This window comes from Bradyrhizobium sp. KB893862 SZCCT0404, assembly GCF_018130885.1.
Taxonomy (GTDB): Bacteria; Pseudomonadota; Alphaproteobacteria; order Rhizobiales; family Xanthobacteraceae; genus Bradyrhizobium; species Bradyrhizobium stylosanthis.
Genome location: NZ_JAFCLT010000012.1, coordinates 138,849 through 164,456, shown reverse-complemented (window position 1 = coordinate 164,456; position 25,608 = coordinate 138,849). Strand labels below are relative to the sequence as shown.

Annotated in this window: 19 protein-coding genes; 10 read left to right on the top strand and 9 right to left on the bottom strand. The window is 64.6% G+C overall.

Translation table 11 applies throughout. From position 1 onward, the window contains the following. Positions 1–381: 381 nt before the first annotated feature. The 5 genes from JQ617_RS34800 to JQ617_RS34780 all read left to right on the top strand — a co-directional run bounded on the left by JQ617_RS34800 (position 382) and on the right by JQ617_RS34780 (position 7,365). The gene (locus JQ617_RS34800; RefSeq protein ID WP_430643687.1) at positions 382–1,242 is read left to right on the top strand and encodes a DUF3108 domain-containing protein; all 861 of its coding nucleotides are present in this window, start codon (positions 382–384) and stop codon (positions 1,240–1,242) included. Positions 1,243–2,079: 837 nt separating this feature from the next. After that, positions 2,080–5,469, top strand: a complete 3,390-nt coding sequence (locus JQ617_RS34795) for a helicase-related protein (protein WP_212030309.1) — start codon at positions 2,080–2,082, stop codon at positions 5,467–5,469. Positions 5,470–5,491: 22 nt separating this feature from the next. Then, positions 5,492–5,749 (top strand): RNA-binding S4 domain-containing protein, encoded by a 258-nt coding sequence (locus JQ617_RS34790; RefSeq protein WP_212030331.1) that lies wholly within the window; start codon positions 5,492–5,494, stop codon positions 5,747–5,749. Between the two features lie 132 nt (positions 5,750–5,881). After that, the gene (fdxA, locus tag JQ617_RS34785; RefSeq protein ID WP_014490375.1) at positions 5,882–6,220 is read left to right on the top strand and encodes a ferredoxin FdxA; all 339 of its coding nucleotides are present in this window, start codon (positions 5,882–5,884) and stop codon (positions 6,218–6,220) included. A 347-nt stretch (positions 6,221–6,567) separates the two neighbouring features. Further along, on the top strand, positions 6,568–7,365 hold the full coding sequence (locus JQ617_RS34780) for a CarD family transcriptional regulator (protein ID WP_212030308.1): 798 nt from the start codon (positions 6,568–6,570) through the stop codon (positions 7,363–7,365). 97 nt (positions 7,366–7,462) lie between these two features. Here JQ617_RS34780 and JQ617_RS34775 read toward each other — a convergent pair whose 3' ends face one another. Beyond that, positions 7,463–9,268, bottom strand: a complete 1,806-nt coding sequence (locus tag JQ617_RS34775) for a DUF4231 domain-containing protein (RefSeq protein ID WP_212030307.1) — start codon at positions 9,266–9,268, stop codon at positions 7,463–7,465. A gap of 242 nt (positions 9,269–9,510) precedes the next feature. Between JQ617_RS34775 and JQ617_RS34770 the strand changes: the two genes are divergently transcribed. Both JQ617_RS34770 and JQ617_RS34765 read left to right on the top strand, forming a co-directional pair. Then, complete coding sequence (locus JQ617_RS34770; RefSeq protein ID WP_212030306.1) at positions 9,511–11,037, top strand: toll/interleukin-1 receptor domain-containing protein; 1,527 nt, start codon at positions 9,511–9,513, stop codon at positions 11,035–11,037. Then, a complete protein-coding gene (locus JQ617_RS34765) occupies positions 11,030–13,888 on the top strand; it encodes an nSTAND1 domain-containing NTPase (RefSeq protein ID WP_349630669.1) in 2,859 nt (952 codons plus the stop codon). The genes JQ617_RS34770 and JQ617_RS34765 overlap by 8 nt, the downstream gene beginning before the upstream one ends. 9 nt (positions 13,889–13,897) lie before the next feature. Here the strand turns inward: JQ617_RS34765 and JQ617_RS34760 are convergent, their stop codons facing one another. The 7 genes from JQ617_RS34760 to cyoA are packed head-to-tail and all read right to left on the bottom strand — an operon-like array spanning position 13,898 to position 20,838. After that, positions 13,898–14,431, bottom strand: a complete 534-nt coding sequence (locus JQ617_RS34760; RefSeq protein WP_212030304.1) for a response regulator transcription factor — start codon at positions 14,429–14,431, stop codon at positions 13,898–13,900. Further along, the gene (locus JQ617_RS34755; RefSeq protein ID WP_212030303.1) at positions 14,421–15,821 is read right to left on the bottom strand and encodes an ATP-binding protein; all 1,401 of its coding nucleotides are present in this window, start codon (positions 15,819–15,821) and stop codon (positions 14,421–14,423) included. The genes JQ617_RS34760 and JQ617_RS34755 overlap by 11 nt, the downstream gene beginning before the upstream one ends. Then, the gene (locus tag JQ617_RS34750) at positions 15,793–16,665 is read right to left on the bottom strand and encodes an SURF1 family protein (RefSeq protein ID WP_212030302.1); all 873 of its coding nucleotides are present in this window, start codon (positions 16,663–16,665) and stop codon (positions 15,793–15,795) included. The genes JQ617_RS34755 and JQ617_RS34750 overlap by 29 nt, the downstream gene beginning before the upstream one ends. Next, the gene (gene cyoD / locus JQ617_RS34745; protein ID WP_212030301.1) at positions 16,662–17,042 is read right to left on the bottom strand and encodes a cytochrome o ubiquinol oxidase subunit IV; all 381 of its coding nucleotides are present in this window, start codon (positions 17,040–17,042) and stop codon (positions 16,662–16,664) included. The genes JQ617_RS34750 and cyoD overlap by 4 nt, the downstream gene beginning before the upstream one ends. Next, positions 17,039–17,668, bottom strand: a complete 630-nt coding sequence (cyoC, locus tag JQ617_RS34740) for a cytochrome o ubiquinol oxidase subunit III (RefSeq protein WP_063692927.1) — start codon at positions 17,666–17,668, stop codon at positions 17,039–17,041. The genes cyoD and cyoC overlap by 4 nt, the downstream gene beginning before the upstream one ends. Further along, a complete protein-coding gene (cyoB, locus tag JQ617_RS34735) occupies positions 17,669–19,666 on the bottom strand; it encodes a cytochrome o ubiquinol oxidase subunit I (protein ID WP_145669221.1) in 1,998 nt (665 codons plus the stop codon). It lies immediately after the preceding gene. 11 nt (positions 19,667–19,677) lie between these two features. Continuing rightward, the gene (gene cyoA / locus JQ617_RS34730; protein WP_212030300.1) at positions 19,678–20,838 is read right to left on the bottom strand and encodes a ubiquinol oxidase subunit II; all 1,161 of its coding nucleotides are present in this window, start codon (positions 20,836–20,838) and stop codon (positions 19,678–19,680) included. Positions 20,839–21,019: 181 nt separating this feature from the next. Here cyoA and JQ617_RS34725 point away from each other — a divergent pair, with 181 nt between their 5' ends. Then, complete coding sequence (locus JQ617_RS34725; protein ID WP_063692933.1) at positions 21,020–22,357, top strand: MFS transporter; 1,338 nt, start codon at positions 21,020–21,022, stop codon at positions 22,355–22,357. A gap of 9 nt (positions 22,358–22,366) precedes the next feature. On the opposite strand, the gene JQ617_RS34720 is transcribed toward JQ617_RS34725, so the two are convergent. Continuing rightward, positions 22,367–23,221: a LysR family transcriptional regulator gene (locus tag JQ617_RS34720; protein WP_283842103.1), complete on the bottom strand. Its 855-nt coding sequence runs from the start codon at positions 23,219–23,221 to the stop codon at positions 22,367–22,369. 298 nt (positions 23,222–23,519) lie between these two features. Between JQ617_RS34720 and JQ617_RS34715 the strand changes: the two genes are divergently transcribed. Both JQ617_RS34715 and JQ617_RS34710 read left to right on the top strand, forming a co-directional pair. Further along, on the top strand, positions 23,520–23,930 hold the full coding sequence (locus JQ617_RS34715; protein ID WP_212030298.1) for a TadE/TadG family type IV pilus assembly protein: 411 nt from the start codon (positions 23,520–23,522) through the stop codon (positions 23,928–23,930). Position 23,931: 1 nt separating this feature from the next. After that, a complete protein-coding gene (locus JQ617_RS34710; RefSeq protein ID WP_212030297.1) occupies positions 23,932–25,593 on the top strand; it encodes a pilus assembly protein TadG-related protein in 1,662 nt (553 codons plus the stop codon). Positions 25,594–25,608 lie beyond the last annotated feature (15 nt).

The window sequence follows — 25,608 nt, the reverse complement described above, 5'->3', positions numbered from 1 at the left end:
GGGAAGGGGCGGGACGTCAAGGTTTTGGGTGGGGTTTCATGCCCGCCCAGACGGTGCTGTGCTCGCTCCCCCGCCTGCGGGGGAGGGGTGGGGAGAGGGTGTCTCTACGGTAGGGCGCTCGTTAGCACGGAAGATGCCTCCCAGCGGAGAAAGCCCTTACCCGCGCCTTCGGCGCGACCTCTCCCGCATGCGGAGAGGTAACGGAGCCCGCGGGCCCCCGATCACCAAAACGGCAATGTTTGTCGCGCCTTACCATCACATAAAGGGCGCATTCACCGCCGAAATATCAGGGGGAGTTCCGCTGCCTTGCGGCCCGGACACATTGTTTGCTGCGGTTTTTGGCTTAAGTAACAACCGTTCGCGCCCCGATTGGACCGTTTCGTGCTCAAAACCTCCCGACGACTGCCCCGGCTTCGCGCCGGCCGGCTGGCCTTCGCCGCCTGTTGCGGCCTGGCGCTGGCGTGGGGGGCCGATCCCGTGGCGGCGCAGGGCAAGCTCGAGGCGCAGTATGAGGCGACGCTGGCGGGCATTCCCGTCGGCCGGGGCGCCTGGAACATCGACATCCAGGACGACGTGTTCGCAGCCGCAGCCTCCGGCGGCACCACGGGGCTGCTGAAATCCTTCGCGGGCGGGTCCGGCACCGGCGCCAGCCAGGGGCGCGTCGTCAACGGCGCGCTGGTTGCGACCGGCTACCAGGCCTCCACCACCACCTCGAAGAAGACGGAAAACATCCACATCACCCTCGACAAGGGCAATGTGAAGGAGTTCGGCATCGAGCCGGAGCCGCCGGTCGATCCTGACCGCATCGTCGTCACCGACGCGCATCGCCGCGGCGTGTTCGACCCGATGACGGCCTCGCTGCTGCGCGTGCCCGGCACCGGCGATCCGCTCACCGCGGACGCCTGCCACGCCAGCGCGCCGGTGTTCGACGGCCGCATGCGCTACGAGCTCAAGCTCGATTTCAAGCGCATGGAGACGGTGAAGGCCGAGAAGGGCTATCACGGCCCCGTCGTGGTCTGCGCGCTCTATTTCGTGCCTGTGGCCGGCTACATCCCCGACCGCCCCGTGATCAAATACCTCGCCGCCCAGCGCAACATCGAGATCGCCTTCGCCCCGGTCGCCGGCACGCGCATCCTGGTTCCGTTCTGGCTGAAGGTCCCGACGCCCTTGGGGCCGGCGATGCTGGAAGCGACGAGCTTCATCACCGCCCCCCAGCCGCCACGCGTGGCGAAGACGCAGTAGGGGCTTGGGCCGCAGACCCTCCTCTCAAACCGTCACCCCCGCGCAACGGCGAAGCCGTTGTCGCTGGAGGCGGCCGCTCCTTCAGCGGCCCTCGAAGGGCGACAGCCCCGCTGTTCCCGCGAGGATGGCCGCTACATCCGGGCCGTTCATCCTTCGAGGCTCCCGGCGCGATGCGCAGCATCGCGCCACTCGCACCTCAGGATGACGGGTTTGTAGATTTATGCTCGTTATATCAATGTCTTATGTAGCATGTGCACGTCATTCCCCCACCACCCACCTCTACTGTGCATGGGGTTGTTTTCGCACTTTTTGTTTTGGCGCTCGCAATCCGGGAATCCATTTGACTCCTCCCCGATTCTGATTCGACTCCGCGCCGTCCCCAATTTTAAGGAACGCGCCATCGAAACGTCGCTTGTGCGGCAGTCCAAAACTCCATCTAGTGCGAGTGAAAACGGACTCCCGCGACATGTTGCGTGAACGTAACAGGACTCAACGGGGAGTCAGCGATTCGGCCGCGATTCGTTCTAGAGTCGTTCCGAAGCTTAAAGAGAACGGGAAAAGCGTCGCAAAGTGAGACAGTTGCGCGGGATTTTTGGGGACGCCTCCACACACTCCGCTGTCATGCCCCGGCTTGACCGGGGCATCCAGTACGCCGCGGCTTCTCGGCCCTGCCACAACTGCCGCGGCATACTGGATCGCCCGGTCAAGCCGGGCGATGACAGCAGTGGCTGCGGCTGCCCTGGAGCATTAGGAGACATGGCCGACACCTCCGAGCCCCGGCCCCGCCCCATCCGGCACTGACATTCGCCCAAATCGCCATTACCTAATCCGATAGACATGGCCTTCTCTTCCTCCCCCTTCGCTTCCGAGCGCGCCGTTCACGACCGAGTGCCTGGCGCGGGCGTCACTGCGGTGCTCGGGCCGACCAACACCGGCAAGACCCATCTCGCCATCGAGCGGATGCTGGCGCATCCCTCGGGGATGATCGGGCTGCCGCTGCGCCTGCTGGCGCGCGAGGTCTACAACAAGATCGCCGACCGCGCGGGCGTCGAGAGCGTTGCGCTGGTCACCGGCGAGGAGAAGATCAAGCCGAGAAACCCGCGCTACTGGGTCTCCACCGTCGAGGCGATGCCGAGGGATCTCGACGTTTCCTTCCTCGCCGTGGACGAGATCCAGATCGCCAGCGATCTCGAGCGCGGTCACGTCTTCACCGACCGCATCCTTAACCGCCGCGGCCGCGACGAGACGCTGCTGCTGGGCGCCGCCACGATGCGCCCGATCATCGAGCGCCTGTTGCCGGGCGTGTCCATGATCACGCGGCCACGGCTGTCGCAGCTGGAATTTGCCGGCGACCGCAAGATCACGCGCCAGCCGCGCCGCACCGCCATCGTCGCGTTCTCCGCCGACGAGGTCTACGCCATCGCCGAGCTGATCCGCCGCCAGCATGGCGGCGCTGCCGTCGTGCTCGGCTCGCTGTCGCCGCGCACGCGTAATGCGCAAGTGGCGATGTTCCAGAACGGCGACGTCGATTACCTCGTCGCCACCGACGCCGTCGGCATGGGCCTCAACCTCGACGTCGACCACGTCGCGTTCGCCTCCGACCGCAAGTTCGACGGCTACCAGTTCCGCCGCCTGACGCCGGCCGAATTCGCGCAAGTCGCGGGCCGCGCCGGCCGTGCCACGCGCAACGGCACCTTCGGCACCACGGGCCGCTGCGCGCCGTTCGAGCCCGAGCTCGTCAACGCGCTGCAGAACCACACCTTCGATCCCGTGAAGATGCTGCAATGGCGCAACACGAAGCTGGATTTCTCCTCGCTCGGTGCGCTCCAGGTGTCCCTGAACCTCGCCCCCGGCCATGAGGCGCTGACGCGCGCGCCCGTTGCCGAGGACATGCGCGTGCTCGACCACGCCGCCCGCGACGGCGAGGTGCGCGATATCGCGCATGGCAAGGCCGCCGTGGAACGGCTCTGGGAGGCCTGCCAGGTCCCCGATTACCGAAAGCTGTCGCCGGCCGCCCATGCCGAGCTGGTGACCACGCTGTACGGCTTCCTGATGCAGAAGGGCTGCATCCCCGATTCCTGGTTCGAGGCCCAGATCACACAGGCCGACCGCATCGACGGCGATATCGACACGCTGTCGGCCCGGATCGCGCAGATCCGCACCTGGACCTTCGTCGCCAACCGCCCGGACTGGCTGAGAGACCCGGAACGCTGGCAGGGGATCGCGCGGGAGGTCGAAAATAAATTATCGGATGCGCTCCACGAACGCTTGACTGAGCGTTTCGTTGATCGCCGGACCAGTGTATTGATGCGCCGCCTGCGGGAGAACACGAGCTTGAATACTGAAATCGGCAAGACCGGCGAAGTCATCGTCGAAGGCCATGTCATCGGCCGCCTCGACGGCTTCACCTTTGCACCGGATGCGGCGGAGGCCGGCTCCGATGCGAAAGCCTTGCAGGCTGCGGCGCAAGCGGTGCTCGCCGGCGAGATCAACGCGCGCGCCGAAAAGCTGGGCAATGCGCCGGACGACCAGTTCGTGCTGACCTCGGAAGGCATCATCCGCTGGACCGGCGATGCCGTGGCGCGGCTGTCTGCCGCAGACGACGCGCTGCATCCGCGCATCCGCATCATCTCCGACGAGCGCCTGACCGGGGCGCCGCGCGAGAAGGTGCAGGCGCGGCTCGAGCTCTGGCTCAAGACCCACATCGAAAAGCTGCTCGGGCCGATGTTCGAGCTGTCGAAGGCCGAGGACGTCACCGGCATTGCCCGCGGCATCGCCTATCAGCTGGTCGAGGCGCTCGGCGTTCTGGAGCGGCCGAAGATCGCCAACGAGCTGAAGGATCTCGACCAGCCCTCGCGCGCGACGCTGCGCAAATACGGCGTCCGCTTCGGCGCCTACCACATCTATTTCCCCGGCCTGCTCAAGCCCGCCGCGCGTGCGCTCGCCGCGCTGCTCTGGGCGCTGAAGCAGGACAATGTCGATCTGTCCTCGCTCTCGGGCGCGCAGCATCTGGCATCGTCGGGCCGCACCTCGTTCCCGGTCGACAAGGCGCTGCCGCGCGATGCCTATCGCGTGCTCGGCTACAAGCAGGCCGGCGAGCGCGCCGTGCGCGTCGACATCCTGGAGCGCCTGGCCGACCTGATCCGCCCGGCGCTGGCCTGGCGCGAGAACTCGCCCGGCGAAAAGCCCGCCGGCGCCTTCGACGGCCGCAGCTTCGTGGTGACGCAGGCGATGACCTCGCTGACCGGCTCGGCCGGCGAGGACTTTGCCTCGGTGCTGCGCGCGCTCGGCTATCGCATGGAGAAGCGTCCGCCGCGTCCGGCGAAGCCCGCCGCGCCTGCCGCCGAGACGCCGGCCGCTGAGGCTTCCGCCGATACGCCCGCCTCCGACGAGGCTGTTGCCTCCGCAGAGACGGCGATCGAAGCCGCCGGCGAGCCTGTCACCGTCGAAGACGCGCCCGGCATGGAGCAGCACGACGAGGGCGCGCAGGAAGAGCCGGCGCTCGAGGCCTCGCCCGAAGCGCCCGTTACGCCCGAGGATGCCCCCGGCATCGCGCCGCCGGCCGAAGAGCCCGCTGCGCCCGCGGAGGCTGCTGTTGAAGCTGCTCCCGCCGAGACGGCTGCGACTGAAGCTGCTGCATCGCCCGATGCGGCTGCACCTGTCGAAGCTGCGGCAGCGCCCGCTGAGCCGGAACTCGTCGAGGTCTGGCGTCCCGGCGGCCGTCACGAGGACCGCAAGCCGCGCCACGAGCGCCATCGTCACCAGCGTCACAACAACCAGCCGCGTCCGCAGGCCGGTGCGGAAGCGGGCGCTGCGCCCGCCGAGGGCGAGGCCGCGCAGTCCGCCGACGGCGAGAAGCGCGGTGAGCGTCATCGCCATGGCGGCGGTCATCGCCGCGACGGCGGCCGCGACTTCCGCAAGCCGCGTGAAGGCGGCGAGGGCGGTGAGCGACGCGACGACCGCAATCGCAGCTTCCAGGGCAAGGGAGACCGCGACAAGGATCGCGATCGCAACCGCGATAACAAGAAGTTCGGCGGAGATCGCGACAAGGGCCGCGACAATCGTGGCCGCGACCGCGACAAGGGCCGTGACCGCCAGGGCGGTCCGTCGCTGCGTCCGTACGCATCGAGTGCGAACCCGCGCGAGCGCGATCGTCCCGCCGATCCGAACTCGCCCTTCGCCAAGCTCGCGGCGCTGAAGGAACAGCTGTCCGGTCGGAAGGAGTGATCCCACGACCGAGCGGCAGCGCATCGACAAATGGCTGTGGCACGCGCGGGTGGTGAAGGCGCGCACCTCCGCGGCCGAGCTCGTCGAGTCCGGCCATGTCCGCGTCAACGGCACGCGTGAGAAATCGCCGGGCCATGCGATCAAGATCGGCGACGTTATCACCGTCGCGCTCGATCGCACCGTGCGGGTGCTGAAAGTGACCGGCTTCAACGAGCGCCGCGGCGATGCTGCCTCGGCCCGCGTGCTCTACGAGGAGCTCAGCGAAGCAAATCGCAATTAATTGCGCTTCGTATTCATTTCTTGGTCGATCAAACACATAAAGCCGTCATGATCGCCCCTTCCCGACCTTGCGGCGCCGGGCCATCCGCGCTACGCAAGCCGCGACTTCTAAAAGAGCTTTTCGGAGCGTTGGATGACTTACGTCGTCACTGAAAACTGCATCAAGTGCAAGTACACCGACTGCGTCGAGGTCTGCCCGGTCGACTGCTTCTACGAGGGCGACAACATGCTCGTCATTCATCCTGACGAGTGCATCGACTGCGGCGTGTGCGAGCCGGAATGCCCCGCCGACGCCATCAAGCCGGACACGGAACCGGGCCTCGAGAAGTGGCTCCAGGTCAACGCCGACTACGCCAAGAGCTGGCCGAACATCACCCAGAAGAAAGAATCACCCCCCGACGCGAAGGAATTCGACGGTCAGGAAGGCAAGTTCGAGAAATATTTTTCTCCGAACCCCGGCTCCGGTGACTAAATTCTGGCGCAAACTTAACCCTAATACCTTCGTCAGCGCCGAAAACCAGCCCTGAAGACCCCTAAATCATTGATTTTTGCGGGAAATGTGCTATATTGGGCACATTAAGCTGAACCCCCGTCAGCCCAGTTGGCCCCGTTGGGTTCCCGTGAAACCAAATGTCGAAACAGGGGCGTGGCAGTTTCCGCGCGCAGGCTGTGTCACAGAAAACGCGTAAAAAGAGTACTTCAGCGAGGGCTTCCCATAAGGAGGCCAAAAAAGTCGCCGCGGCCAGCCGTAGCGCATCCAAGGGTCGGACCACGACTAAGGCACCGGCTGCAAAGTCCTCGAAGAACAAAAGAAGCGCAATGCCTAACAAGACTGCCAAACCGGCCGCGAAAGCGACCGTTGCCAAGCCTGTTGCTGCCAAAGCTCCTGCTGCCAAGCCCGCCGCGCCGAAGGCTCCTGTTGCTGCTGCGCCTGCCAAGACCCCTGTCGCTGCCAAGCCGGCCGCCAAGCCCGCTGCTGCGCCGAAGGTCGAGGAAAAGAAGGTCGTGACCCAGCGCCAGGGCTTCAAGGCCAACGAATTCGTCGTCTATCCCGCTCACGGCGTCGGCCAGATCCTGGCCATCGAGGAGCAGGAGATCGCCGGCGCGAAGCTCGAGCTGTTCGTCATCAACTTCATCAAGGACAAGATGACGCTGCGCGTTCCGACCGCCAAGGTCGCCAACGTCGGCATGCGCAAGCTGTCCGAGCCCGCCCTCGTCAAGAAGGCGCTCGAGACGCTGAAGGGCCGCGCCCGCGTCAAGCGCACCATGTGGTCGCGCCGCGCCCAGGAATACGAAGCGAAGATCAATTCGGGCGACATCGTCGCGATCGCCGAGGTCGTGCGCGACCTCTATCGCTCGGAGTCGCAGCCGGAGCAGTCCTACAGCGAACGCCAGCTCTATGAAGCGGCGCTCGACCGTCTGTCCCGCGAGATCGCGGTGGTGCAGCACTCGACCGAGACCGAAGCGGTCAAGGAGATCGAGGCCCAGCTCGCCAAGAGCCCGCGCCGCGCCAACGCCAAGGCGGAAGCCGCCGATGGCGAGGCCGATAGCGATGCGGACGGCGATACCGATGATACCGATGGCGACGACACCACCGTCGCCGACGAGGCCGCCTAAGCGTCTCGCCTCGATCGCAAGAGATCGAAAGCCCGGCCGTTCGGCCGGGCTTTTTGTTTGCGCGGGGAGGCGAAGCCCGAGGGCTCCCGCCCCATCGTTAGCCCGGCAGCGTCAGGGGCTTTCGGCTGTAGAGCGATGTCCAGCCACTGATGTCGGCAGCCATGATGCGGGCGCTTTCGAACAGAACGCCGGCGCTCAGATCGAAGTCGAGGCGCTCCAGAGCGATGTCGTAGGTCTCCTGCAGCAAATCGAGCTGGGCCCCCGTTCGCGCCGATCGCTCAGCCGCCCCCTCGAACTCGCCGGTAAACCTGATACCGGTCACCGCGGCTCCCAGCGAAGGAAGAAAGGCAGTGGCTGCGGCGATCCAGCGGGCCGCACTCGTGAGAAATCCGGTCCACACCGCAAATTGCTTGCCGATCAACAGAGCGACGAGAAATCCGAGCAGCAGGGCGAGCGCGAGTGCGAAGCAGACGTTGCCCGACCGGTGCAGGATGTGTTCCCAAACTCTGTGCATCCTGAGATTGGCCGCATGATACCTGATCTGGGGCTCCAGCTCGGCCGCGACGGTCGCGCTCAAGATCTTGCGCTGATATTCCGGACCGAGAGTGCCTGACGGCAGGCCGAGCTCGCGCATGGTCGCGCGGAAGTACCAGAGCAGCCAGTCGGCACCCGGTCGTGCCGCAGCCTCGACGTAGGAGCTTTTCTCGTACTGACCGACGAGGCTGAGAAAACGCAGGTGCCGAAGGATTTCCGCCAGCGCGCGATAGTCGAGCCAGCGATCGTGCCAGCGTTGCGCTTGTCCCCGCCAGACGATCGCGACGATCGAAGCGACGATCAGGAACTCGATACCAACGAGACAGAGCTCGCTCCACGGAATGTGGTCATGTGCGTTGTCGTGCAGCAGGAAGCCGGACAGTGCGACCGCGACGGCCAGCGACGACAGCAGATAGACCGACACATAGGCGAGGCGATAGCGCCGGCCGTACCGCCGTGCCAGCGCGTCGGTCGCAAGGCAGCGCGGCAACAGCACGTCGACCAGCCGCGACTTGAATTTGTTCTCGGGAAGCTCCGACAAAAAGCGATCCCAGGATTGTCTCTTCCCCTTGTCGATCGCGGGGATCGATTCCGACAGGAAATCGTTGAGCCTGTCGGCTGCATCCGAGGCGTGATGCTTGATGTCCCAGGGTTCGCGTGCGCGATGGGAGCTCTTGCTGATCGCGAGGGCCTGGCGGACGAGATCCGCGATGGGCCCGGAGGTTGCGTCTGCCATGGGTGTGTCGCGCTCGACATCGCCGACACGGCTGATGACCCAGGGCCGTTGCGGTCGATCGGCCGCAATCCAGATCACCGGGATACCGGTCTCGGTCGCATGCTCCACGGTATCGGCAGTGCCGCCCGGAAGGCCGACATGCGGGCTGCCATCCCACACCGCGACCAGCACATCAATCTGGCGCAACAGCACGTCGCGCGAGCGAACCAATCCCTTGTCGTCGTCCAAGAGCGGCCGTGGCAGGATCGTAAGCCCGCCGCAACGCCGTAACGCCTTCGCGAATTCGCCGGTCGCACGCTCCCCGCAACCCGCGGGCGCCGTGGTCTTCAGCGCGTGTTCGTACTCGTCCTGGGGGGAGGGCAGCAGACCCGCGATCGCCCAGGTTTCGGGGCACTGCTCCACCGCCAGCGCGTCGGTGCCGTCGGCAAGGCTCGACAACAGCACCATTTGCGGTCGGGTCGGTGCATAGAGATCAGGCTGCTGTTCCAGTTGCTTGCGGCACTCGTCCTCGATGGCACGAAAGACATCCGAGAGCTGATCCTGGAGGCGTTTCTTGTGCTCCTCCTTCAGGCGCGCAGAGCGATGACCAGTCACGCCGACAACGAAGGTCAGGGCCGGTCTCGCAACCGTCATGGTGCACTCTTCCCCCAATATGCGCGCCGCGCATCAGTAAAGCGGCCGTGCCCTGGATGTGCAATCGAAATCCAACACGCCGGGGTGGTGGCGGGGCCGCGCGCCCGTTGGGAGTCCAATCGGCCTCGGTGCCAGCCTGTCGCAGGCACCGATACAGCTTGACGTTGTGGCGCGTCCGCAGCTAACCTGACCACTGCCGGCCGCCTGCGGGTTACCGTGGAGATTAGCGGAGATTAATTGGCATGACGGATAATCGCGTCCAATTTTTTTTGTCATACGCCTGGAATGACAACCGGCTGCCGCCGGGTGAGCATTCTGACAAGCGACCCTTCGTATCTGCCCTGACCGGACAGATCGAGTATCACTTCAACGACGCCAAACCCAATAACCCGTCGCTCTGGTGGGACCGCGACAACATTGATGACGGGACCCAATTCCGTCCCGCGATCCGCGCCGCCATCGAGGCTTCGTCATTTCTCGTCATCGTGCTGTCCGAGCATTGGCTTGCAAGCGAATACTGCCAGCTGGAGCTGCAGATGTTTCGCGAACGCTGGCGGCACGAGGGTGACTTCGAATTCAAGCATCGCATCATCCTGGCGCACAAGAGCGAAGTGCCGAGGGAACGATGGCCTTTACTGCTGCCGGAGCAGCGCGGTTATCAGTTCTTTTCGAAGGCGGGTCCCTTCTACAGGCTTGGGCGGGTCAGCGACGAATTCTATGATGTCGCCGAGGAACTCGCCCAGGTCCTGATCCGACGTGCCAAGCATGCGGTCTTCGAACCTCCTCCTCCACCGGACCCTCCACCGCCGCCCCCCAAAGGATTGAAGGTCTATCTCGCGAAGCCCGCGCCCGACATGCGTGATCAATATTTGCGCGTGCATCGCGAATTGGTGCGTGACGGCTTCAACGTCGTTCCGGCGGTTGCCGACGAAATTCCGCTCGATGCCGGCGCGATTGGCTTCATCGATCGCGAGCTGGGGGACGCCAGGGTTTCGATCCACCTGCTGGGGCGCAGCGCAGGACCGGCGCCGACCGATCTCGAACACATCGTCAAGCTGCAGCTCAGCAAGGCCGCGGAACGTATCCCCGCAGCGGGCGCCGCAGACAACGCGGCTTTCCATCGCCTGATCTGGGCGCCAAAGAACTTCGACGATAGCTCGGGTCATGCAGCCGAGCGCGACCCGATTGATACTCTGAAGAGCTTTGGCGCTCAACGATCCGGGGATCGCACCGAAGGGAATAGTCTCAGTCCTTTCATCGACTTTCTTCGAGTCCATCTGGGGGATATCAAACCCCCGCCACCGCCAGATGAGCCAGTTTCGTTTGATCATATCTATCTGTGTCACGACGAGTCGGACACAGAATACGCGGCCGAGGTCGCGTCGCTATTCGAAGAGCATGAGATCAACTACATCATGCCGGCGTACTTCAACACGACCGATCTCGAGCGCCGACAGTTTCATCGCGAGCGTCTGGCCGAGTGTACGGCGGTGGTCATGTGCTGGGCCAAGGCCTCGGAGATGTGGGCAAGAGCGCAGTCCAAGGAACTGCGAAGCTGGCAGACGCTTGGCCGCACGCAACGGTTCGTCTGCCGGGGGCTGATCGCAGGGCCGCCGCCGCATCTTCGCAAGGATGACAACATGCTCCGTCATCTCTTCCCTTCGAAGGAAATCGATCTCGTCCTGAACTGGGCGCAGACCGAGAAACCCAGCATCGAGGCGCTGAAACGCATCTTCAACCAGAACGCCGAGCAGCGCGCCCATGAGTGAACCGGTCGCCGCAGCTCCGAACCAGCCGATCGCAATGGCTGCACCTTTTCCGGGTCTGAGACCCTTCGCCAAGCGGGATCACAAATATTTCTTCGGACGTGAAGACCAGACTTTCGCCCTCTACCGGCTGCTGCGGACCAACCATTTCATCGCGGTGGTCGGCAGCTCGGGAAGCGGCAAGTCGTCGATCGTGCGTGCCGGGTTGCTGCCGCTTCTCGAGCAGGAGAATGACGAATCAAGCCGGAAGGTGTGGCAGTACGCGGCAATGAGGCCCGGGCGGGCGCCCATCGATCGATTGGCGATCGGGCTCGCCAAGGTCGTCGGCGCCAACGACGAATTCTTCGAGGCCCGGCGCGATCGCATCGCGGCCCTGCTGTTCGCCTCCAGCCACGGCCTGACGGACGCGCTGCCCTACGTTGCCGCCGATCCCGATACGCAGCTCGTCGTGCTGGTCGACCAGTTCGAGGAGCTGTTCCGCTACATGTCGGCCGGTGCCCAGACCGACACGCGCCTCGAGCTGTCCCGGCGGCGCGAAGAGGCGATCAATTTCATTCAGCTCCTGCTCGCCGCGACCCGCAGTCACGATAGCAGGATACGCGTCGTGATCACGATGCGCTCCGATTTCATCGGCGATTGCGCCCGCTTTCAGGGGCTGCCTGAGGCCGTGTCGTCGGCGCAATTTCTCGTGCCGTCGCTATCCCGCGACCAGCGCGAGGAGGCGATCCGAGGGCCGGTCGAATTGTCGGGCGCGACCATCTCGTCCGAACTGGTGGAGCGGCTGCTCAACGACAGCAGCGAAGAGCTCGATCAGCTGCCGATCCTCCAGCATTGCCTGGCTCGGCTTTGGATCAAGGCCAGCGCAACCGCGGGAGAAGCCGTCGATGGCGGCGCCATTCCGGGACCCGCCACGCGGCATTTGACTGAGCAGGACTACAGGGACATCGGCGGGCTGTCGGGCGCCATCTCCAATCATGCGGAGGAGATATTCTCATCCCTGCCCGGCCGGGAGAAGATCGTCGAACAGGTCTTCCGTGCGCTCGCCGAGATCGACAGCGAAGGGCGGGCCGTGCGCCGCGCGCGATCGCTCGGACAGCTGATCGCGGAGACCGGCGCCACGCGCGAAGATGTCTGCGCCGTGCTCGACCAGTTTCGAGCGGACGAATGCTCGTTCCTGGTTCCGCCCCTGTCGTCGTCACCGACCACCGGCCTGCCGGATGAAACCATCATCGACGTCGGCCACGAGGCGCTGCTGCGCCGCTGGACCCGCGTTTCAGGCGACCCCGATGCGACCGGCGAACGCGGCGACAAGCGCGAAGTCGGCTGGCTGCGGCAGGAGCAGCGGGATGGCGAGCGATATCGCTTCCTCCATTCCTGCGTCGATTCCCGGAGCCTCAACGAATCCCGGCTGTCCGACGATCAGGCAAGGCGCTATTGGGGCTGGTGGGACAAGTGGAAGCCCAATGCGGCATGGGCGGCCCGGTATGGCGGCGGCTACAACGAAGTCGAGCGGCTTGTGCGCGACTCCTATGCCGCGAGCGGTCGTAGCCGAAAGCTCAAGAACGCGACATATGCGGGCGTGGGCGTCGCGTTGATCCTGCTGGCGGTCGGCGGCACGGCGCTGTACCGGGCAAGCGAGACCTTCAACCACGTGGCGCGATCTACGCAAAGTCTCTCGAGTGCGGTGCTGGAATCCTTCAACTCCGGCCAGACATCGCTCGATTCGGCGATGAAGTACCGCGACATTGTGAAGGAACTGTACGATCGTTTCGACGACCTTCCCAATACAGCGCAAGTGGCACAGCTGAAGACGTCCTGGCTGCTGACGTCGTCTGATCTGAACCTCGCGCTCGATGACAAGGCAACCGCGAGACGAGACGCGGCGAGAGCCGAGGAGATTGCGCGTTCCTATCTGAACAGCAGCGCCGACGATAAGGGATGGCTGCGCCTGCGCTATGGAGCACTCTTCAGGCTTGGCGACCTCGATCTCGAGGACTCCGCCGTTTACGACGGCGCGGGGAATGTGGTTGCACGTCGTGAGGGGCCAATCGCCGCGGCGCTGGCCAACTACAAGGAAAGCGAGCGCATTGCCGCCAGATTGCTCGACTTCGACGTTGCGAACCCGACGAGCATCAACGAGGTGAGCGTAGACCACCTCGCGCTACAGCGGTTCGAGCTGGCGTTCGCAATCAACAAGACCGGCGAGGCGCTTCAGGTCAAAAAGGACTTTGCCGGCGCTACCTCGAAGTTCACGCAAGCTTTCGAGTACGCGACCATGATCCAGGGGGCTTCGCGGATGGAATGGAAGCTCCAGGCCGCCGCTACCCAGGTCAAGATCGGGCGCGTGCTCAAGGATTCGGTCGATATCGACGGTGCGTTGCTGCGCTACTCGGATGCCGTCGATCGTCAGGAACTTCTATTCCGGGCCTATCCCGGCGACAAGATCCTCCGCGCCAACCTCGCGGCCTCCTATGAAGACCGTGGGGTCCTCTACGGCACGAAGAAGGATCACGATGCTGCGCGTCGGGAGCTCGACAAGGCCGCCCAGATCTTGACTGCGCTCAACGAGGAGGATCCGCGGAACGTGAGGATTCTGGACAGCCTCGGCAGAGTCTATGGGAGGGCCGGGGCGGTCGAGCAGGACAGGGCGGCGTCGCAAGGCCTGTCCATGGATCCGGCCATCGCGCAATACCGCAAGGAGGTGGGCGCTCGCGAGAGGCTTGCGCAGCGCCGTGCAGGCGACAAGGCCTATCAGGACCGCCTGCTTCAGAGTCAGGACAGGCTCAAGCGGGTCGAAGCGCAGGCGACAGGGTCCTTCAAGGAGGCGACCGAGAAATCGACCGAGGCGAAGTAAGGCGCCAGCCTACTTCACCGGCCGTTTCTCGAGCTTCCGCGCTAGCGTGCGCCGGTGCATCCCCAGCCGTCTTGCCGCTTCCGAGATGTTGAAATCCGTCTCGATCAGGGTCTGGTGAATGCGTTCCCATTCCAGCGTCTTGATCGAGGTCGGCCGCGCATCGAGCGCGACCTCGGCGTTGCCATCGGCCTTTTGGAAGGCGGCTTCGATGTCGTCGGTGTTCGATGGTTTCGCGAGGTAGTGGCAGGCGCCGAGCTTGATCGCCTCGACCGCGGTGGAGATGCTGGCAAAGCCGGTGAGCACCACGATCAGCATATCGGGGTCGTGCGTGTGCAGCAGCTCGACGCAGGCGAGCCCCGAGGCGCCGCCGAGCTTGAGGTCGACCACGGCGTGGCCGAAGGAGCGCCCCTCCAGGACTTGCCGGACCTCCTCGATCGAGGCGGCGAGCACGACCTCGTAGCCGCGGCGCTCGAAGGAGCGCTTCAGCGTACGTGCGAAGCCGGCATCGTCCTCGACGACGATGAGCGAACGGTCAGGCGTCAAAGCTGCCTCCGATCGCGAGCGCGGCGAGCGGCAGCGTCAGGCGCACCGTGGCGCCGCGCTTCCTGTGGTTCTCGGCGGTCACGGTGCCCCCGAGTTTTCGCACCACGTTCACCACCAGGAACAGGCCGAGCCCGCCGCCGGCGCGGCCCTTGCTGGAGTGATAGGGCTTTCCGAGCTGCGCCAGCATTTCCGGCGCAAAGCCCGGGCCGCGATCGGAGATCGACAGCACGAGATTGTCGCCTTCGCGTTCGGCCAGCAGCTCGACCCATTCGCGCGAGACTTCATAGGCGTTGTCGAGCACGTTGAAGATCACCTGCTTCAGCGCGATGTCCGAGACGATCGCGACATCCTCGCCAAACGTGTTGACGAAATAGAGCGTGCGCGCCGAACGGGCGTTGCGCCATTCGTCGACCAGGTCTGTGACGAAAGCCGTCACCGTGGTCGGCGATGAGCCCTCGCCGCGCGCTTCGCCTGCCGAGACCAGGATGCCCGTGACGATCGACTTGCAGCGCTGCAGCGAGGTCTCCATCTCTGCGAGGTCCTCGGCGAGCTCCTGATCGGCGGCGAGGTCCGGCATGCGGCGCCAGTCGCTGAGGATGACCGAGAGCGAGGCCAGCGGCGTGCCGAGCTCATGCGCCGCGCCGGAGGCGAGCAGGCCCATGCGGACGATGTGGTCCTGCTCGGCCGCATGCTGGCGCAGCGCCGCCAGATGCGCATCGCGATCGCGCAAATTCCTGTTGATGCGGGTGACGAACACGACCAGCAGCACGGCGTTGAGCGCGAAGCCCAAGAGCATGCCGGCGACGGTGAGCGTGTAGGTCTCGCTGAGCGGGTTCGGCGGCAGCTCGAGCGGGCGGTAGGCCAGTGTCAGCCAGACGAAGCAGGCGCAGGTCAGCGCCACCAGCGACCAGGTCGAGCGAGCATCGAGCAGCACGGCGGCCAGCGTCACCTGGAGCAGGAACAGCGAGGTGAAGGGATTGGTGGCGCCGCCGCTGAGGTAGAGCTGCGCGGTCAGCGCGGCGACGTCGAGCATCAGGGCGACCAGCAGCTCGTTGCTGGAGATCGCGGCGCGATGGCGCACCCAGACCAGGCTGGAGACGTTGAGCAGCACCAGCGCGCCGATCACCGCGCCCATCCGTTCCAGCGGCAAGGGGATGCCGAGCCAGAAATGCACGCCGCCGATGGTCACGATCTGGCCGACCACCGCGGTCCAGCGCAGCTGGATCAGCAGCGCCATGTTCTTGCGGTTGGTCTCGTCGTCGGTGGGGGCAGCCCCGATCAGCTCGCTGCGCGTATCCGCCTGCGATTGCAGAGTGACAGCCAGCCCGCCGCCATGGGCGAGCGTCTGTGGTCTTCCGTCGTCAGGCCTGTTCGACGATCGTTCCAGCATCTGATCCCGTCCTGCGCGCGGCGGCATCGGGGCCGCCAGCCGGTTCGTGGACGAAGCCCTTCCGGGCTTTCTTGCGGCGGAACAGCCCGCCGCCGAACGTGACGAAAAATTTACCGGCCAGCATGAAAGCCAGGGCAAACCACGTCAGCGCATAGATCAGGTGGTTATTGGGAAAGCGGATCACGGTCAATCCGCCGATGGGCCCCTGGACGGGGCCTTGGGCGCTTTGTGATCCGGCATCGGCATCGACGAAAAAGGGCGCGACATCGTGCAGGCCACGCGCCGTCGCGATCGCGGCGACGTCTCGCGAGTACCAGCGGTTGTGCTGGGGCACGTTGTTGCGGAGGAATCCGCCCTTCGGCTCGGTGATGCGCAGGAGGCCGGTGATTTCGACCTCGCCCTCGGGATTGCCGCCCTGGCGCGTCGATGCGTCGCGCCGCTCGGTCGGCACGAAGCCGCGGTTGACCAGGACCTGCGTGCCGTCACGGCGCTGAAGCGGCGTCAGCACCCAATAGCCAGGGCCTTCCTCGGTGACGGCCTGAACCAGCGTTTCCCGGTCGTGCAGGAAGCGGCCCTCGAGGCTGACATGCCTGTATTCATCGTTCGCGGCGGTCACCGCGGGCCAGGCCGCCGGCGCGGGGATCGGCTGGGCCGGGGCATGGACGCGCTGCTCGACGCGGTCGATCAGCGCCAGCTTCCAGGCGTGGCGCTCGATCTGCCAGACGCCGAGCGCGATCAGAATTGCAAAGGCGGTGAGCGAGAGGACCGTGACCCACAGGCGCGGACGCGCAGCCTTGCCGCGCGTCCGGTCTGCCTTGCTGGTCACGGTCCCGCTATCGCTCACTTCATTCCGCTCATCTGGTGGATGGGCATCATGTTGCTGTTGAGGTGGTTCATCACCCACAGCGAACCGGACAGCGCGATCACGACCATGACGATGGTGAAGATCAGCGCCATCATGCTCCAGCCGTTCTCGGACTTGGGGCTCATGTGCAGGAAGTAGATCATGTGCACGACGATCTGCACGACCGCGAAGGCCATGATGACCAGCGCAGTGATCTGCTTGCTCGGCAGCGCGCCGCTCATCACCAGCCAGAACGGGATCGCGGTGAGCACGACCGAGAGCACGAAGCCGAGCATGTAGCCCGAGAACGTGCTGTGGGCGTGGCCGTCGTCGTGATGATGGTCGTGCGCGCCGGCTGCGTGAGTATCGGTGTTCATCGCAGAACTCCCAGGAGATAGACGAAGGTGAAGACGCCGATCCAGACCACGTCGAGGAAGTGCCAGAACATCGACAGGCACATCAGGCGGCGGCGGTTGGCCTCGATCAGGCCGAATTTCCCGACCTGCACCATCAGGGTCACCAGCCAGATCAGGCCGCAGGAGACGTGCAGACCGTGGGTGCCGACCAGGGTGAAGAAGGCGGACAGGAAGGCGCTGCGCTGGGGCGTGGCGCCTTCGTGGATCATGTGGGCGAACTCGGTGAGCTCGATGCCGATGAAGGCGAGGCCGAACAGGCCGGTGATCGCCAGCCAGATCTGCGTCTGCGCGACCTTGTTCTGCTGCATCGTCAGCATCGCAAAGCCGTAGGTGATCGACGACAGCAGCAGCATCGAGGTGTTCACCGCGACCAGGTTCAGGTCGAACAGGTCCTTCGGCGCGGGACCGGCGGCGTAGTTGGCGCCGAGCACGCCGAAGGTGGCGAACAGGATCGCGAAGATGAGGCAGTCGCTCATCAGGTAGATCCAGAAGCCAAGCGAGGTGCTGTAGCCTTCCGGATGCGGGTGTTCGTCGGCGAGATAGAACAGCGGCTCGCCGGTTTGCGTGGGATTGACAGCGACAGTCATTTACTTGGCTCCGGCGAGCAGTTTGGTACGCGCGTCCTCGGTCCGGATGACGTCTTCAGCCGGAATGTCGAAGTCGCGGTGATAGTTGAAGGTGTGACCGATGCCGACGACAAGCATCGCAACGAAGCTCACGGCCGCCAGCCACCAGATGTACCAGATCAGGCCGAAACCCATCGCGGTGGCGAGGCCGGCGAGGATGACGCCGGTGCCGGTGCTGCTGGGCATGTGGATCGGCCTGAACCCGGTGAGCGGGCGCTGGTAGCCGCGCCGCTTCATGTCCCACCACGCGTCATTGTCGTGAACGACGGGGGTGAAGGCGAAGTTGTAGTCCGGCGGAGGCGAGGAGGTCGCCCATTCCAGCGTGCGCGCATCCCAGGGATCGCCGGTGACGTCCTTGAGCTGCTCGCGCTTGAGCAGGCTCACCGCGAACTGCATCAGCATCGAGAGAATGCCGATGAAGACGAACAGCGCACCGATTGCGGCGATGACGAACCAGATCTGCAGGGACGGATCGTCGAACACGCGCAGGCGGCGGGTCACGCCCATCAGGCCGAGCACGTAGAGCGGCATGAAGGCCAGGTAGAAGCCGGTGACCCAGAACCAGAACGACATCTTGCCCCAGAACGGGTCGAGCTTGAAGCCGAACGCCTTCGGGAACCAGTAGTTGATGCCGGCGAACGCGCCGAACACCACGCCGCCGATGATCACGTTGTGGAAGTGCGCGATCAGGAACAGGCTGTTGTGCAGGACGAAGTCGGCCGGTGGCACCGCGAGCAGCACGCCGGTCATGCCGCCGACCACGAAGGTCAGCATGAAGGCGATCGTCCACATCATCGGCAGCTCGTAGCGGATGCGGCCGCGATACATCGTGAACAGCCAGTTGAACATCTTCGCGCCCGTCGGGATCGAGATGATCATCGTGGTGATGCCGAAGAACGAGTTGACGCTGGCGCCCGATCCCATCGTGAAGAAGTGGTGCAGCCACACCAGGTACGACAGGATGGTGATGACGACCGTGGCGTAGACCATCGAGGTGTAGCCGAACAGCCGCTTGCCGGAGAAGGTCGAGGTGACTTCCGAGAAGATGCCGAAGGCGGGGAGAACCAGGATGTAGACCTCGGGATGGCCCCAGATCCAGATCAGGTTCACGTACATCATCGGGCTGCCGCCGAAATCGTTCGTGAAGAAGTTGGTGCCGACGTAGCGGTCGAGCGAGAGCAGCGCGAGCACGACGGTCAGGACGGGGAAGGACGCCACGATCAGGATGTTGGTGCAGAGCGAGGTCCAGGTGAACACCGGCATCTTCATCATGGTCATGCCGGGGCAGCGCAGCTTGACGATCGTGCAGATCAGGTTGATGCCGGATAACGTCGTTCCGACGCCGGCGACCTGCAGCGCCCAGATGTAATAGTCGACGCCGACGTCGGGACTGTAGCCGATGTTGGACAGCGGCGGATAAGCCAGCCAGCCGGTGCGGGCGAACTCGCCGATGAACAGCGAGGCCATCACCAGCACCGCGCCGCCGACCGTCATCCAGAAGCTGAAATTGTTCAGGAACGGGAACGACACGTCGCGGGCGCCGATCTGCAGCGGTACGACGTAGTTCATCAGGCCGGTCACCAGCGGCATCGCCACGAAGAAGATCATGATCACGCCGTGGGCGGTGAAGACCTGGTCGTAGTGATGGGCGTTGAGATAGCCTTCGGAGCCGCCAAACGCGAGCATCTGCTGGCCGCGCATCATCAGCGCGTCGGCAAAGCCGCGCAGCAGCATCACGATGCCGAGGATCATGTACATGATGCCGATGCGCTTGTGGTCCACCGTGGTGAACCATTCGCGCCAGAGGTAGCCCCAGAGGCGGAAATAGGTGAGGCCGCCGAGCAGCGCGGCGCCGCCGAGCGCCACCACTGCGAAGGTGCCGACGACGATCGGCTCGTGCAGCGGCAGCGATTCGAAGCCGAGCCGGCCGAAGATGAGCTTGAGAAGATCAGGAGACATGCGCGTTCTCTTTAGGAGTCTGACTTCGGACGCTGTCCGAGGAAGAAGGACGAGGACTTCAGCGGCGTGAAGGTCGGCCGCTTCAGGCCGGCGCCGGTGAGCGGCGCGATGTCGATCGGGGCCTTGATCGACGCGGTGGTCTGACCCTGCGGCGCATCCGGCGTGCAGGTGCCGGCGACGAAGGTCGGCTCCGGCCCGAGCGGGGTGCCGCGGCGGGCGTACTTGTCGTAGGTGAGCGGCAGGGTGTTGTTCAGGCCCTCATGGCCGCGGCCGCCCTTGGCGTCGATCGCCATCATCTCGCTCTGGCACATCTTGCCGGTCTCGACGCACATGTTGAGGATCAGGCGGTAGAGATCGGAATCGACCGTGCCGTAGCGGCGCACCGGCTCGTTCTCGCTGGGCTTCTCCAACTGGAGATATTCGGTGCGGCCGAGCGAGCCGCCGGCGGATTTGGCCTGCGCGACCCAGGCGTCAAAGCCCTTGTCGTCGAGGCCCTGGAAGTTGAAGCGCATGCCGGAGAAGCCGGCGCCGCTGTAATTGGCCGAGAAGCCCTTGTAGGTGCCGGCGTGGTTCACGACGGCGTGGAGCTTGGTCTCCATGCCCGGCATCGCATAGATCTGGCCGGCGAGCGCGGGGATGTAGAACGAGTTCATCACCGAGGAGGCGGTGATGCGGAAAGTGATCGGACGATCGACCGGCGCGGCGAGATCGTTGACGGTGGCAATGCCGTAGTCCGGATAGATAAAGAGCCATTTCCAGTCGAGCGCCACGACGTCGACCTCGAGCGGGGCCTTGGACTGGTCCACGGCATGCTCCGCCTTGATGCGGCCGAGCGTGCGGTAGGGGTCGAGCAGATGCGTGCCCATCCAGGTCAGCGCGCCGAGGCAAACGATGATGAGCAGCGGCGCCGACCAGATCACCAGCTCGAGCTTGGTCGAGTGGTCCCATTCCGGCTCGTAGCGGGCCGAGGTGTTGGACTGGCGGTAGCGCCAGGCGAACAGCACCGTCAGGGCCATCACGGGGACGACGATCAGGAGCATCAGGACGGTGGAGATGATGACGAGGTCGCGCTGCTGGGCAGCGATGTCGCCGGCTGGCGCCAGCACGACGTAGTCGCAACCGCTAAGTGCGGCAGCCAGAGGTAGTAGCGCCAGGATCTTGAGACGAGACACGGGCCGAGCCTTTGAGAATGAGTTTCCTTTGCAGGGCCAAGGGGTAGCTGCGGCGCAACAATCCGGACATTGGACAATTTGTCCAATGTTGCAGTGCGAGATGTTGGGTCAGACAGGGGCAGATTGCCTGGCGCCCCGCCGGGCGGTCGGCTTTGGTTTTCAGGACGTTAAGGGCGCACGAATGGCGACGGCACAGACCCCCGCAATGGCAGACCTCCACTCGGGCGAACACGGCCACGACCAGGCCAGTCCCGGCGAGATCGCCATCGGCGTCATCATCGGCCGCACCTCGGAATTCTTCGACTTTTTCGTCTACGCGATCGCCTCGGTGATCGTGTTCCCGCGCCTGGTGTTTCCGTTCACGAGCGAACTGACCGGCACGCTCTATTCCTTCATGATCTTCGCGCTGGCGTTCCTGGCGCGACCGATCGGCACCGTCATCTTCATGACGGTCGACCGGGAGTACGGCAAGACGGCCAAGCTGGTCTCGGCGCTGTTCCTGCTCGGCACCGCCACCGTCGCGCTCGCCTTCCTGCCCAGCTATCACGAGATCGGCGTTGCCGCGATCTGGCTGCTGGCGCTGGCGCGCATCGCGCAGGGTCTGGCCTGGGGCGGCGCCTGGGACGGCATGGCCTCACTGCTGGCGCTGAACGCGCCGGCTTCGCAGCGCGGCTGGTACGCGATGGTGCCGCAGCTCGGGGCCCCGCTCGGCCTGATCGTGGCGAGCGCGCTGTTTGCCTATTTCGCCGGCAATTTGTCGGCCGAGGACTTCTTCGACTGGGGCTGGCGCTATCCGTTCTTCGTCGCCTTCGCCATCAACGTCGTGGCGCTGTTCGCCCGCCTGCGCATGGTGACGACGGAGGAATACGCCTCGCTGTTCGAGACACGCGAATTGCAGCCCTCGCGCATCTCCGACACCGTCGCGCGCGAAGGCCACAACATCATGCTCGGCGCCTTCGCGCCGCTGGCGAGCTTCGCACTGTTCCACATGGTCACGGTGTTTCCGCTGTCCTGGGTCTTCCTGTTCACCCGCGAAAGCCCGGTGCGCTTCCTGATCATCGAGATCGTCGCCGCCGTGTTCGGCGTCGCCGCGATCGTGGCCTCCGGCGTCATCGCCGACCGCGTCGGGCGCAAGTCACTGCTGATGGGATCGGCAATCGCGATCGCGATCTACAGCGGCTTTGCTCCGCAGCTGCTCGATGCCGGTGCGTTCGGCGAGACCATCTACATGGTGATCGGCTTCATCCTGCTCGGCCTCTCGTTCGGCCAGTCCTCCGGCGCGATCGCCTCGAACTTCAAGCAGATGTACCGCTACACGGCGTCCGCGCTGACCTCCGACATGGCCTGGCTGTTCGGCGCCGGCTTTGCGCCGCTGGTCGCGCTGCTGCTCGCGACCAATCTCGGCGTCATCGCCTCGGGTGCGTATCTGCTGTCTGGCGCGTTCTGGACCCTGCTCGCACTCTGGCTCAGCGGCCAGCGCGAGGCCGGCGACCTGGACGCGGGCTCCTCCGCGAACTGAGGCGATCGATCAGCTGCGTGAAATGCGGCTCTGCGGCGAGGTCTCCTCGCCGTTGAGCTTGGCAAGGAGAGTGGACAGCCGCTTTGCCAGCTGTTTGACGTCGGCATCGACGAGCCCGTCACGGACGCAAACGACGGCGCGCGATGGCGGCAGTTTCGGCAGATAATAGTCCCTGGACTTGACGACATCCGATCCGGCGAGGACGCTCGGCATGGCGGCGACGCCGAGGCCCGCCCGTACAGCTCTGATGCGCACGGCGGAATCCGAGCTTCGCAGCACGATCCGGTAGGCAATGCCGCTGCGATCCAGCGGCCCGATCATCCAATTATCCTCGGGCAGCGTAATGATCGGGATCGGCGCGCCGGGCCGCGCGACGAAATCCCTCGACTTGACCCAGCTGGTCTCGAACTGGAATTCACCGACGATCAGATCCTCGAGATCCTGCCCGAAATTGTCGCGTACGAACAGGCAGGCCACATCAATAAATCCCTCGAGAAGGCCGCGTCGAATCTCGGTGGAGAGCTCGGCTGAGACGAAGATGTTGGAGAGGCTTTCCTTACTGAACTCGTTGAGCAGCTGCTCTGCCAGAAGCTGGCTCACGCCCAGCCGGCGTACGGCGGACTTATCCGACCCTCCCAGCCTGAGAAGCTGGTCATTCGCGTCGACGATGCGGCGAGCCTGTTGAAGCGCGAGCTTGCCAAGCTCGGTCAGAACGGTGCCATTCGCGGTCCGCGAGAACAGCTCCCCGCCGATGAGACCCTGCAGGCGCTTGATCTGCGCACTGATCGCCGGCTGGCTAAGGTTGAGCCGCTCGGCCGCTTTGGACATGCTGCCCGTCTCGGCGATCGCCACGACGGTTCGCATGGTCTCCATGGGAATATTCTGAATCTGCTGTCGAAGCACTCAGCTCCTCCGGGCAGGTGGCATCAATGAAACTTATCTCCCTATAGAATCAGTGTTCTTGTGCTTCGGCGCAGCCGCCCTACGGTTGTGCGTCAGAAGTTCGATCGCAATTGGCCTTTGGTGTCGATCACGTCACAAAAATCTATATGGCTATTTGCGTGCATAAGCACTTCAACTGCTGCGTGTGTGACTATCCATACCTTGTAAATGCGCATTCCTCAAGCTCCGTAGAAACTCGGGGCATTGAGGTTTTTGTCATATGCGTTTTGGAAAAGATCAGAACGGAGCAACGGCAGTCGAATTCGCCATCATGCTCCCGATGTTTCTCGCGCTGATATTCGGCATCGTGGTCTTCGGATCCTATCTCACCATGGTTCACGGCGTTCAGCAGCTTGCGGCCGAAGCTGCCCGGACGTCGGTTGCGGGCCTCAGCGATGGCGAACGCAACAGCCTTGCCACGTCCTACGTGACGTCCAGTGTTGGAAGCTATCCCCTGCTGGATGCGGCAAAGATCAACGTCGTGGCTGCGCCATCCAGCTCCGATCCGAATGCCTATATCGTGAAGGTCAACTACGACGCCTCCGCCAGCTTCATCTTCGCGCTCCCGTTCGTCCCTCCGCTGCCGCAGTCGATATCGAGATCGGCGGTCATTCCCAACGGAGGGTTCTGAGATGAAGCTGGCGACACTCATCTCCCGCTTCGCGGCGGATCGCTCGGGCAATTTTACCATCATGAGTGCTTGTCTGATGACGCTCGTCATCGGCTGCACCGCGCTCGGCGTCGATGTCGGCGCGATCTTCACGGACAGGCGCAAAGCCCAGAGCGCTGCCGACCTCGCTGCCATCGTCGCTGCGAGCAATCTGTCCAACGCCTACAATGCCGCCTCGGCAACCGTCGTGAAAAACAACTACCCGGCGGCGTCGCTGGTCGCCGTCGACGTCGGCACCTACACGCCCAATCCCGCGGCGGCACCACAGGCGCGGTTCGTCACGCCGTCTCCCGGGACCGCCAACGCCGCGCGCGTGACGTTGAAGACCGAAACGCCGCTGTATTTCGCCCGTTACATCACCGGCAAGGACAAGTTCGCGATCAGCACACAGGCGACCGCCTCGAGCACGGCATTCGCCTCGTTCGCGATCGGATCGCGACTGGTGTCTCTCAACGGCGGCCTGCTCAACGCCATGCTCGGCGGCATGCTCGGGACGACCGTCTCGCTGTCGGCCATGGACTACCAGGCGCTGGTCAATGCGAGGATCGACGCGTTCGACTTCCTGTCGGCCCTGGCGACGCGTCTGAGTCTCACCGGCGTGACATACAACGATCTGTTGTCTGGCAACGTCAAATTGCCGGACGCGGTTGCTGCGGCGCTCGCCGCCCAGCAGGCGACCAACGGTGCGAGCTCGGCAACCACCGCTTTGTCGGGCATATCGCAGGCGCTGTCCGGCCTCTCGACCAAGGTCAGCGTCGGCTCGGTGATCGATCTGGGGCCCTACGGCGGCATGATCGCCGGCCAGAAGCCGAAGGTTGGCGTCAGCGTCTCGGTCTTCAGCCTGCTTTCGGCGATCGCGGAGGTGGCCAACGGCACGCACCAGATCACGGCGCCCGTGAGCCTGGGGTTGCCGGGCATCACCGCCGCGAGCCTCGTCGTGACCGTCGGCGAACGGCCCGTGGGCTCGAGCTGGGTCGCGGTCGGCACGCAGGGCGCGAGCGTCCATACCGCCCAGACCCGGATCCTGCTGATGGTCCAGATCGGCGGCAGCGGAATCGTTCCGGCCATCAACCTGCCGCTCTATGTCGAGATCGCGCAAGGCACGGCCACGCTCGATGCCATTTCGTGCAGCCGTGCGAACATCACCAACTCGACGGTGACGCTGGGCGTGACGCCGGGCCTCGTGGATGCCTGGATCGGCAATGTTTCGATGGCGGACATGACGAATTTCTCGACCAAGCCAAATCCTCCTGCTGCCGTGCTCGTCAACGTCGGCGGCTTCAACGTCTCCGGCCGCGCCCATGCGGCGATCGGGAATACCTCGCCGACTTCGGTCGAGTTCACCTATGTCGACATCCAGTCGCAGTTGGCGAAGACGGTCAGCACGCGAAACTTCACCTCGTCGCTGACGTCGAGCCTGCTCGGAGATCTCTCGCTCAGCGTCAGCGGCGTCGGCCTTCCGATCCCGGGGCTAACGTCGTCCGTCAGCGGCATCCTGTCGGGATCGACCAGCTCGATCGACCAGCTCGTGGCATCGGTCCTGTCCACGCTCGGGGTCGGCGTCGGTCAGGCCGATGTGTGGGTGTCGGGTGTCCGTTGCGACGGCGCGGTGCTGGTCAATTAGCGCGGGGTGGGCAAG

Bases quoted from the DNA above. Each gene is read 5' to 3' on its own strand.
- JQ617_RS34795 (WP_212030309.1), top strand. From the start codon at position 2,080: ATGGCCTTCTCTTCCTCCCCCTTCGCTTCCGAGCGCGCCGTTCACGAC.
- fdxA (WP_014490375.1), top strand. From the start codon at position 5,882: ATGACTTACGTCGTCACTGAAAACTGCATCAAGTGCAAGTACACCGAC.
- JQ617_RS34780 (WP_212030308.1), top strand. From the start codon at position 6,568: ATGCCTAACAAGACTGCCAAACCGGCCGCGAAAGCGACCGTTGCCAAG.
- JQ617_RS34775 (WP_212030307.1), bottom strand. From the start codon at position 9,268: ATGACGGTTGCGAGACCGGCCCTGACCTTCGTTGTCGGCGTGACTGGT.
- JQ617_RS34770 (WP_212030306.1), top strand. From the start codon at position 9,511: ATGACGGATAATCGCGTCCAATTTTTTTTGTCATACGCCTGGAATGAC.
- JQ617_RS34765 (WP_349630669.1), top strand. From the start codon at position 11,030: ATGAGTGAACCGGTCGCCGCAGCTCCGAACCAGCCGATCGCAATGGCT.
- JQ617_RS34755 (WP_212030303.1), bottom strand. From the start codon at position 15,821: ATGCTGGAACGATCGTCGAACAGGCCTGACGACGGAAGACCACAGACG.
- cyoD (WP_212030301.1), bottom strand. From the start codon at position 17,042: ATGAACACCGATACTCACGCAGCCGGCGCGCACGACCATCATCACGAC.
- cyoC (WP_063692927.1), bottom strand. From the start codon at position 17,668: ATGACTGTCGCTGTCAATCCCACGCAAACCGGCGAGCCGCTGTTCTAT.
- cyoB (WP_145669221.1), bottom strand. From the start codon at position 19,666: ATGTCTCCTGATCTTCTCAAGCTCATCTTCGGCCGGCTCGGCTTCGAA.
- JQ617_RS34725 (WP_063692933.1), top strand. From the start codon at position 21,020: ATGGCGACGGCACAGACCCCCGCAATGGCAGACCTCCACTCGGGCGAA.
- JQ617_RS34720 (WP_283842103.1), bottom strand. From the start codon at position 23,221: ATGCGAACCGTCGTGGCGATCGCCGAGACGGGCAGCATGTCCAAAGCG.
- JQ617_RS34715 (WP_212030298.1), top strand. From the start codon at position 23,520: ATGCGTTTTGGAAAAGATCAGAACGGAGCAACGGCAGTCGAATTCGCC.
- JQ617_RS34710 (WP_212030297.1), top strand. From the start codon at position 23,932: ATGAAGCTGGCGACACTCATCTCCCGCTTCGCGGCGGATCGCTCGGGC.